Annotated in this window: 6 protein-coding genes, 1 tRNA gene and 1 pseudogene; 2 read left to right on the forward strand and 6 right to left on the reverse strand. The window is 65.4% G+C overall.

Features of this window, described 5'->3' with window-relative positions; translation table 11 throughout:
* Positions 1-24: 24 nt before the first annotated feature.
* The 4 genes from WBF82_RS06500 to WBF82_RS06515 all read right to left on the reverse strand — a co-directional run bounded on the left by WBF82_RS06500 (position 25) and on the right by WBF82_RS06515 (position 7,022).
* Positions 25-2,364: a glycerol-3-phosphate 1-O-acyltransferase gene (locus WBF82_RS06500; RefSeq protein ID WP_424382255.1), complete on the reverse strand. Its 2,340-nt coding sequence runs from the start codon at positions 2,362-2,364 to the stop codon at positions 25-27.
* Entirely contained in the window at positions 2,358-3,980 is a 1,623-nt protein-coding gene (locus WBF82_RS06505) for an HAD-IB family hydrolase (RefSeq protein ID WP_424382256.1), read from the reverse strand. Before WBF82_RS06505 ends, WBF82_RS06500 begins: the two co-directional genes overlap by 7 nt.
* Before the next feature lie 80 nt (positions 3,981-4,060).
* Positions 4,061-5,536 carry a WS/DGAT/MGAT family O-acyltransferase gene (locus WBF82_RS06510; protein ID WP_424382250.1) on the reverse strand — a complete coding sequence of 492 codons (1,476 nt, stop codon included), beginning with the start codon at positions 5,534-5,536 and terminating at the stop codon, positions 4,061-4,063.
* Positions 5,537-5,762: 226 nt separating this feature from the next.
* The gene (locus WBF82_RS06515; protein ID WP_424382251.1) at positions 5,763-7,022 is read right to left on the reverse strand and encodes an alpha/beta hydrolase fold domain-containing protein; all 1,260 of its coding nucleotides are present in this window, start codon (positions 7,020-7,022) and stop codon (positions 5,763-5,765) included.
* A 167-nt stretch (positions 7,023-7,189) separates the two neighbouring features.
* Here WBF82_RS06515 and WBF82_RS06520 point away from each other — a divergent pair.
* Both WBF82_RS06520 and WBF82_RS06525 read left to right on the forward strand, forming a co-directional pair.
* Positions 7,190-7,263 (forward strand) — tRNA-Arg (locus WBF82_RS06520).
* A gap of 68 nt (positions 7,264-7,331) precedes the next feature.
* A complete protein-coding gene (locus tag WBF82_RS06525; RefSeq protein WP_424382252.1) occupies positions 7,332-8,084 on the forward strand; it encodes an enoyl-CoA hydratase in 753 nt (250 codons plus the stop codon).
* A gap of 9 nt (positions 8,085-8,093) precedes the next feature.
* On the opposite strand, the gene WBF82_RS06530 is transcribed toward WBF82_RS06525, so the two are convergent.
* Positions 8,094-9,278 (reverse strand): dihydrolipoamide acetyltransferase family protein, encoded by a 1,185-nt coding sequence (locus WBF82_RS06530; protein WP_424382253.1) that lies wholly within the window; start codon positions 9,276-9,278, stop codon positions 8,094-8,096.
* A pseudogene (locus WBF82_RS06535) lies at positions 9,275-9,419 on the reverse strand (alpha-ketoacid dehydrogenase subunit beta); the annotation flags it as partial. The pseudogene WBF82_RS06535 and the gene WBF82_RS06530, both read right to left, overlap by 4 nt.

Raw genomic sequence — 9,419 nt, forward strand, 5'->3', positions numbered from 1 at the left:
AGAGTATGGGCACCTGCCTGCCGGCTATTGATCGTGGCGACGTCCGGCCCGCGCCTGCACCTCGCGAGCGACGAACTGGGTGCGCGCGATCTGCGCGACATGGTCGAAATCCTGCAGAATCGATCGCAATTCTCGGCGGAACGCGACCCGGCGCTCGACCAAGTCCGGTGCGGGTTTCAGCAAGTCCTGGTCGGCGGCGACCTGGCGTGCGGTCGCGAACAGCAGCGTTGACACCGGCTCGCTGCTGCGTACTCGGCCCTGCGCGACGTATTGGCGGCCGACACCCAGCGCCAACTTGGTGAGTTCCTTCTCACTGATATCCGTCGGCGCATCGCGCAATACATCAGCCACGATCTCGTAGGCCTCGAAGAACACCCGCAGCATCGCGTCCGACATCAACGGCCGTTTCGCGTACAGCATTGCTTCGATCTCCCCACCGCCCGCGGCAACGTGGGCTTCCCAATCCTCATGCCAGGCCATCTCTTCGGCGATGTTTTCCCGGAAGGCGGCCGAGTCAGCAAAGTAGAAGTCGAATTTCAGTAGGTCGCGCAGCCGCATGGCCTGATTCCAAAACGCCTCCAGCCGATCGCCTTCGGCGTGACTGGCATGCGCCAGCGCCAATTCGACGATGACGGTCTCCAGAAATGCGTGTATCACCGAATTGCGGTAGAAGGCTGCGGTGTGCTCATCCTCGGGGGCGATGCGCCACACGGGTTCTCGGCCGCTGTCGATTCGGGTGATCGGATGCCCGTTGGACAGCGCGTCCACCGCCGCCCGTACGCCTTCGGGTGTGCGCAGCCGTAGCGCACTGGTAGACATCGGGGTTTGTTTGCGTTCGAGATAGTCCAGTGAGTCCTGCAGGGTGTGGTGCAATTGCCCGAGCGTCAATGCCACCCCGTGCGTGGTCAGCAGCAATGCCGATACCAGACCGGTGGCATTCACCGGGGTTGCTTGCAGAATCCGCCATGCGACTTCGAACGACATCTTCTGCAGCGCAAGCCGTTTGGCGGCTTCATCCGCAGCGATCGAGCCATGCGACGGGCCGAGATGCTCGCGCATCGAGACAGCCTCGGGGAAACGAACGTAGATCTTGCCGTAATTGCGTTCACCCTGGGCCTTGATGAAGCGGTACATCCAGCTCAAACCCTCGGGCCGCTTCTCGCCGCCGCGGGCATAGGCGGCATACTCGGCGGTTTCGTGCAGCTGGTCGAAGCTGATCGAAACACCTTGCAGCAGAATGTCATCGCTGCGGCCGTCCAAGTAGGCGTCGGCCACGTAGCTCATCAGTCCCAGTTTGGGTGGCAGCATCTTGCCAGTCCGCGAGCGGGTGCCCTCGATGGACCAGCTCAGGTTGAAACGCTTCTCCACGACGTAGCCGACGTACTCCTTGAGTACGTATTTGTAGAGCGCGTCGTCGCCGATATTTCGCCGGATGAAGATGACGCCGGCGCGGCGCATCAGCGGGCCCATCACCCCGAATGCCAGGTTGACACCGGCGAAAACATGCACCGGCGGCAGCCGGTTTTCCTGCATCGCGACCGGCATCACCGCTCCGTCGATGTAGGACCGGTGCGAGAACAGCAGCACCGCCGGATGAGCTTCCAGCGCGGTGCGCATCGCCGCCACCTGGTACTCGTCGTAGTCGATCTCCCGATCAAATCCCCGACTGAACAGCCGGTTCAGGACGGAGACCAGGTCGACGGAAACTCGGCTCCACCCGGTGGCGAGCTCGTCGAGCATTTCTCCGGCTTCCTCGACGGTGGCGCCCGGAATCTTTTCCAAGCCGGCACGAAATCGCGCGGACGCCAGAATCTCGGGCCGCACCAGCCGCGGAGACTTGTATTGCGGTCCAAGGATTCGGTATTCGGCGCGCTCCATCGCCAGTAGCGCGCGGCGGGTGACGAAATGCGCGAATTCACGCGGATTTTCGCCGACCGTGATGTCCCGCCATTGCTGACGAAGTTCGGATACCTTGGCCGATTCGCCGGCCACCACCCGGGCGCGGGACGGATCAGCGCGCAGAATGCGGCGCTGCTGACGCTCACTGGGCTGGTAGGGATTTCGTCCGGGGATCAACGCCGCCACCCGGCTCAAGTTTGACGCGTCGGCTTGCGGCATCCAGAAGACCCGCACCGGCACGATCGATCGGTCCTCGTCTGATTCGAGCTGTTCGACCAGCTGGGCGAGCGCGGCGGGTGGCGAATCGCGTGCCGGCAACGGCAGAACCTCGAGGTTGGTTTCCGGGTGCCGGTTCCGTTGCTCGTCCAACCACCACGCCAGCAGCTCCGATTCCACCGGCGAGGACGCCGACGCCAACACCAAGGTGTCGTCGGCGGTGCTGAACGTGCCGCTATCGGTCACGATCGCCCTCTCGGCCGAGGCGTGCGCGGTTGGGCCTTGGTGACCTTGCGCGCCGACGCTTTCGGTTGAGCCGCTTTAGCGGTCTTCTTCGCCCCGGCCTTCGCCGCCGTGGCCTTGGCCGGCTTCGCGGTTTTGGCTGATTTGTTTGCGGCCTTACGCGGCGTCTTTTTCGGCGCCGCCTTCTTTTCCCGGCGATACAGGCTGGCTTCGGGCAGCTCGTCGACCGGCCAGTCGGCCAACGTGTCTAGATACAGCTGGCGAACCTCGGCGATCCGATCCGACAACGTGGCAAGTGTCCAGTCGCGCACCGAGATTGGCGGAAAAACCGCGACATCCACCGTGCCCGGATTCATCGTCATCGAGTCCCGCGCGGCGACGATCTCGGCGTTGCGGATCACGATCGGCACGATCGGGATGCCGACCGTCATCGCGATGCGGAAGGCTCCCTTCTTAAACGGCCCGACGCTGGTGGTATCCAGCCGGGTGCCCTCGGGCGCCATCACGACCGACAAGCCCTTCTTCGCGCGTTCTTCGACTTGGTGCAACGTCTCGACCGCGGCGGCCGAATCATCGCGGTCGATGAATGCGGTGTCCAACAGCTTGCCCAGCGTGCCCATGATCGGGTCGCTGGCCAACTCCTTCTTGCCCACGCTCACCCAGTTGTCGCGGACCAGCGCGCCGCTGATGACCGGGTCGGCCTGGTTGCGGTGGTTGAAGATGAACACCGCCGGACGTTCGGCGTTCAGGTTCTCGGCGCCGATGACATTGAGATGCACGCCGCTGGCGGCCAACAACAGTTGTGACCAGGTTGAGGTGAAGAAGTTCACTCCCCGGCGGCGGCTGCGGGTCAGCAGGCCGATACCCACTGCGCCAGCGGCAACTGGGACGATCGAGCCGAAACCGGCCAGGGTTCGCAGCTGCGAGCCGATCCCGCCGCCGCCGCGGCTGGTGAATTGCAGGATCGGCCAGCCGCGCCTGCGGGCGACCGCGGCCATCTTGCCTTCGGGATTGGTCGGCCGCGGGTTGCCAACCAGGTACATCAAGGCGACGTCTTCGTCACCGTCAGCGTAGAAGTAGCTGTCCCTGAGGTCGATGTCGTTCTCGGCGGCGAACTTTTGTACCGCAGCAGCTTTGCCGGGTCCCCAGAGGATCGGCTTCAGCACATCCCCGGTGAGGCTGCCGTCCTCGTTGGTCTCGAACTTGTTGGTGAGCGTGTTGACGATGCCGAGGAAGCGGGCCACCGGGCCGACCTGAATGGTCAACGCCGACGAACTGAGCACCACGGTGTGACCGCGAGCCAGGTGGGCGCGCACCAGGTCGCGCATCTCCGGGTAGATCCGCGACTCGATTTTTTGGTGGAATAGCCGCTCACCGATCTCTTCCAGATCGCTCAACGCGCGCCCACGGAGCGCACCTGAGGCCGTGCGGATCAGTTGTTCGAACTCGATGCGGCCAAGCTGGTGGTTGAGGCCGGCAGTGACCATGCTGATCAGCTCGCCGACGCCCATGTCGCGTCGGCGCAGCCTTTCCTGAGTCAGGATGACCGCAGTGAAGCCGGCAACCAGGGTCCCGTCCAGGTCGAAGAACGCGCCGATCTTTGGTCCTGGCGGGCTGGCCATGATTTCGGCGACCGACCCCGGCAAGCGAAGATCCCGCGGCGACTTCCGCGACTGCCGGTCCTCTGTATCGCGGTCGGCCGTCACGATCCCGCCGCCGATCGGTTCGGCGAGCCGGGCGCCTGGGCGGCGAACGACGCGGGCGCCGCATGCAAGGCGGGGTCGCCGGCCAGCGCGAGGATCTCGTCGAAACCCTCCAGCAGGCACCGCGCGAACAGCGCCTCGTCGCGCACTGCGGCGCGGTCGTAACGCGCGGTGATGGTGCAGTACCCGCCCCTCGATATCAGCACGACCATCATCGCCACGCCGGGCAATGGGCCAATTCCGTACTGCCGCAAGACCTTTGCACCGGCTAGATAGGTATCGCCGGGGAACACCGGAACGTTGCTGGCCTGGACGTCAGAGCCGACGATCGAGCCGGTCATCGACTCCAGCATTGGCGTCGGCAGCACGCTCAACACCGGGGCGATGGAACCGATGATGTCCATGGCTGGCTCGTCGCGGCGCTGGGTCATCTGCGCGCGGATCTTCTGCATGCGGGCTATCGGATCGGCAGTGCCTATCGGGGCCGCCAGGTTTACACCGGTGAACCGGTTGCCGCCCGCGGCGTCGGATTCGGCGCGCAGGCTGACCGGCACCGCCATCGGCAGTTTGGCTATCGGCACCCCGAGTGCCTGGTGGTAGCGGCCCAACGCGCCGCACACACCGGCCAGGTACGCGTCATTGATCGAGCCCCCGCCCGCTTTTGCCGCCTTGTGCAGGTCCGCGAGCGGGATGTCGAGCGCTTCGCTGCGGGTGGCCAGGCTGCGGCGACGCAGCAGCGGCGACGGTTCGGCTGCCCGGCTCATTACCCGCACCCCCGAGCGGGCATACCCGACCGCACCCGAAACCGCGGCACCGGGGTTAAGCACCGCCCGCCCGACCATCGATACGGCTCCCGACAGCGCGCCCAAGACCCCGCCGACAACGTTGGCGGGCAGGTGGTTGAAACCTTCGCGCATCAGGTCGTTGGCCGAAAGATCCTGGGGAATGGGTTGGGCGGGCGCCGGCTGCGGCGATGGATCCCGCTCGAGGTCGTAAATCTGCGCGAACATCTCCACGCTGCCGAGACCGTCGGTGACGGCGTGCGACAGGTGCAGCAGCGTAGCCGCCTTTCCGTCAGCGAGGCCCTCGATCAGGGTTGCCGTCCACAGCGGCCGTGCGATGTCGAGCGGGGATTGCAGCATCACCTCGGCCAGATCGAATACCTGTCTCATCGAGCCTGGTTCTGCGACGCGCATTCTTCGCACGTGGAAGTCCAGGTTGAAGTCGGGATCGACTACCCAGCGCGGCGCGGCGGTCGGCAAGGTCGGCACGACCACTTTCTGTCGCAGCCGCAACACGCGCCGGGATGCATTCTCAAAGCGAGTCCGAAAGCGGTCCCAATCCGGCGTGGTGTCCAGGATTTCCAAAGCCATGATGCCGGAGCGGGTACGCGGGTTGGCCTCGCCGCGATGCAACAGGTAATCGACCGCCCCCAGCGCCGCGGGCAATCCGGCCGCGTCGACCGTCTCAGCCACCGGCACTCCTCCGTCCTGTCGCCGCGCCCGTTGCACGGCGCGCCAATACACAATGCCCAGGGCCCCACGTCGCGCCGCAGGCCACTTTAACGCTAGCCCGGTTGGCGCGATGGCGGTAGCTGATTGTGCGGATCAGAAGTCCGGTTTAAGCACAATCCCGGTCGCCGGTGAATTGGCCTGGCGGCCTAACGAATTGGAAATGTGCCGGCGTAGCGCAGCGAGCATTTCAACTGGCGGGTGTCGCGCGTCCGCGCAAAACCGCCGATCGCGAGCGAAGATATCGTCCGTAGACGACACCAAAAAAGTCAGCCACAGCATCGGCGGCCAGTCGAGACCGGACCGTGGCGAACATGTCAAAGGCGTGGTGTGCGTTGGGAAGCTCGGCGTAGCAGACGGTGCGGGCGCCGGCCTTGCGGAGCGCGCCAGAGAAAGCCCGCGCCTGCAAACTGGGAATCACCGAATCATTCTCGCCGTGCAAGACAAAGAACGGTGGCGCGCCCCGATGCACATGCGAAATCGGCGATGCCGATTCGAACAGTCCGGGTTGGTCGGCATAACGCGCTTGCATAACAAAATGCTCGAGAAAAGGCAGCATCATTTCGTGCATTTTTCCGACATCGGTCAGGTCGTAGACGCCGTAATAGGGCGCGGCCGCTTGAACGCTGGTGTCGGCATCCTCGAAGCCGGGCTGCAGGCGGTGGTCGTTAGCGGTGAGCGCGGCCAGGGAGGCCAAGTGCCCGCCGGCGGAGCCACCCGTGACCGCGATGAAGTCAGGGTCGCCGCCGTACTCGGCGATGTTGCGGCGCACCCAGGCCAGCGCGCGTTTGACGTCGATGATGTGCGCCGGCCACGCCTTGGCCGGGCTCTTGCTGTAGTCGATGGACACGCAGATCCAGCCGAGCTCAGCCATCCGGCCCATCAGCGGATATGCCTGAGGCCGTTTACCGTTGACGGTCCACGCGCCGCCGGGGATCTGCACCAGGACCGGCGCCCGGCCGCCCGGCTTGATGTCGGGATGGCGCCAGACGTCCAGCAGGTGGTTGCGGCGGTCCGGGCCGTAGGCGATATCCGAAGTCTGCGCCGCATAACGGCGGCGATGTCCGGTTGCCTGCAAGAGCCCGCCGCGACGTGCGCACGCCGCGGAAACGGTGATCGGGTGACGGGCTTTTTCGGTGTATTGCGGCCCGAAGGACTCTTCCAGTGCGGCAGTGAGGATGTCGTCGGCCCGCTGCGCCGCCCAGCTGGTCGCGACCCGGCCAACCGACAGCGGGGTCACCCCAGACAGCGCATGCCCGGTCACAACGTGCGGGGGAAATTCGGCCGACAGCCACTGGGCCAAAAAGCGGACCACCCACGGCGAGCCCCGTAGCAGCAGCGCGCCGGTGCGATATGCGCCAATCGGCGCCGCGGCCAGCTGCAGTCCCTGGCGCAGCACTTCGGCGCGTGCATGCGAGTACCGCGCTCTGACATCTATGGCTACGGTCATGCCTGCCACTCCTCGCCGTTGAGCACACGCAGCCGGAAGCGTACGTGTGTGGCGGGCCTCACACTAGCGAATCACTGTTCCTGCCAACGACATTTCTATCGGCGTTGCGTACTCAGAGTCCGCCTGCCGCGCCGTTGGCTACACTGACCTGGGCTTAGCAGTCTCCGGCCCCCGTAGCTCAGCTGGACAGAGCACATGACTTCTAATCTTGTGGTCGCAGGTTCGAGTCCTGCCGGGGGCACCGATCTGATACTGATGTGACTGCTGGGCCTTTTGGGCACCAGCAGCCCTGATTCGCGGAGGTGCCCGGTGGCCGATCTGGTGCTGTTCAGCGTTGACGAGCACGTCGCGCTGATCACCGTCAACGACCCGGACCGACGCAACGCCGTCAACGACGAGATCTCAAAGCAGTTGCGCGCGGCCGTGGAACGGGCCGAGGCCGATGCCGATGTGCACGCCGTCGTCATTACCGGCGCCGGGAAGGCATTCTGCGCAGGAGCTGATCTCAGCGCCTTGGGCAGCGCCGCCGAGCAGGGACTGCTGCGGATCTACGACGGGTTTATGGCCGTCGGCAAGTGCACGCTGCCCACGATCGCCGCCGTCAACGGACCGGCCGTCGGAGCCGGCCTGAACTTGGCGCTGGCCGCCGATGTGCGCATCGCTGGGCCGAACGCGTTGTTCGATGCGCGTTTTCAGAAGTTGGGACTGCATCCCGGCGGCGGGGCGACCTGGATGCTGCAGCGCGGGGTCGGACCGCAGGTCGCCCGCGCGGCCCTGCTGTTCGGTATGCGCTTCGACGCCGAATCCGCTGTGCGGCATGGGCTGGCGCTCAGCGTTGCCGACGATCCGGTTGCTGCGGCGTTGAAACTGGCGGCTGGGCCCGCGGCTGCCCCGCGCGAGGTCGTGCTCGCGACGAAGGCGACCATGCGCGCGACGGCCAGCCCCGGATCGGTCGATGCCGAGCAGCACGAACTGGCCAAGGACATCGAACTCGGGCCGCAGGCTCATTCGATCAAATCACCGGAGTTCGCTGCCCGGCTGGCTGCGGCGCGCGGCAAGTAAGCGCGACCGCTACAGATCACGCAGCGCCGTTTCCGGCGACTCGATCAGGCTGCGCAGCTCCCCCAGAAGCTGCGCCACATTGGCGCCGTCGGCGACCCGGTGGTCGAACACACAGGTCAGCGTCATCTGGGGACGTACCACGACCGTGTCGTCCAGGGCCATGGGCCGGGGTTTGAGAGACCCGATGCCCAGAATCGCGGCCTCCGGGTAGTTGATCACCGGCACCCCGTCATCAAGCCCAAGTGCCCCGAAGTTCGACACGGTAAAAGTCGAGCCGGCAAGCTCGGCCGGTTTCAACGTGCCGGCCCGGGCTTCCCGACTCAGCCGCGTGACGCGTTCAGCGAGTTCGCGCGTGGTCTTGGCCTGCGCGTCAGTGATCACCGGGACCAGCAGGCCGCGGGGCGCGGCGACCGCGAAACCCAGGTGGATCGCGTGATGGGAATGCACCTGCGGGCCGTCAGGGCCATCGACCCACGTGGAGTTGAGAATCTTGTTGTGCGTCAACGCGATTACCAGAAACCGCAGGGTGAGCACGAACGGTGAGATGACTTCATCGCGAAGCCGCATCAAGGCTGTGCAGTCGACCCGCACACTCGCATGTGCATCGGGAATCGTACTGCGGGACAGTGCCATTCGCTCCGCCATGTGAGCGTGAACTCCGCGCACCGGCAATACGTCATATGACACGCCAGGCCGTTCGGCGCCGACTCCAGCGGCCGCCAGCACAGCCTCCCGGCTGATCACGCCGTCCGGGCCCGGTGGCACGTGGGCCAGATCCACCAGCAGTTCGGCGGCCAACTTCCGTACGGACGGTTTGGCTTTGGGACGTCGCCGGCTGGTGTCGAGCGCATCGTCAGCCCCATATCCGACGAGTACCGGCCTGCGCGTGGACAACTCACCGTTGGAGGACGCGGCCTTAGGCATCGCACCGGGCGCGGTATCGATACGTACCAGCGACGAACCGACAGCCAGCACATCGCCTTCGGCTCCATGTACTTCGACGATCCGGCCCGCGTACGGGCTGGGGATCTCGACTTCGGCCTTGGCGGTCTCCACCGAGCACAACGGCTGGTTGAGTTCGACATCGTCGCCGACCGCGACGCGCCAGCACGCCAGTGTCACCTCTTCGAGGCCCTCGCCTAGGTCTGGTACGACGAACACCTTGATCCGGTCCTGATCGGAAGGCGTGTTCATGGCTGCTCCAGTACGCGCTCGACGCAATCCAGCAGTCGATCGGGACCGGGTAGCCACAACTTCTCCAGTCGCGCCGGCGGGTATGGGGTGTCAAACCCGCAGGCGCGCAACACCGGTGCTTCGAGCTCGTAGAACATCTCT

This window comes from Mycobacterium sp. (assembly GCF_049673265.1).
Lineage (GTDB): Bacteria > Actinomycetota > Actinomycetes > Mycobacteriales > Mycobacteriaceae > Mycobacterium.

What these genes read in the sequence shown, in the direction of transcription:
- WBF82_RS06505 (WP_424382256.1), bottom strand. Translation starts at nt 3,980, where the DNA reads ATGGCCAGCCCGCCAGGACCAAAGATCGGCGCGTTCTTCGACCTGGAC.
- WBF82_RS06530 (WP_424382253.1), bottom strand. Translation starts at nt 9,278, where the DNA reads ATGAACACGCCTTCCGATCAGGACCGGATCAAGGTGTTCGTCGTACCA.
- WBF82_RS06515 (WP_424382251.1), bottom strand. Translation starts at nt 7,022, where the DNA reads ATGACCGTAGCCATAGATGTCAGAGCGCGGTACTCGCATGCACGCGCC.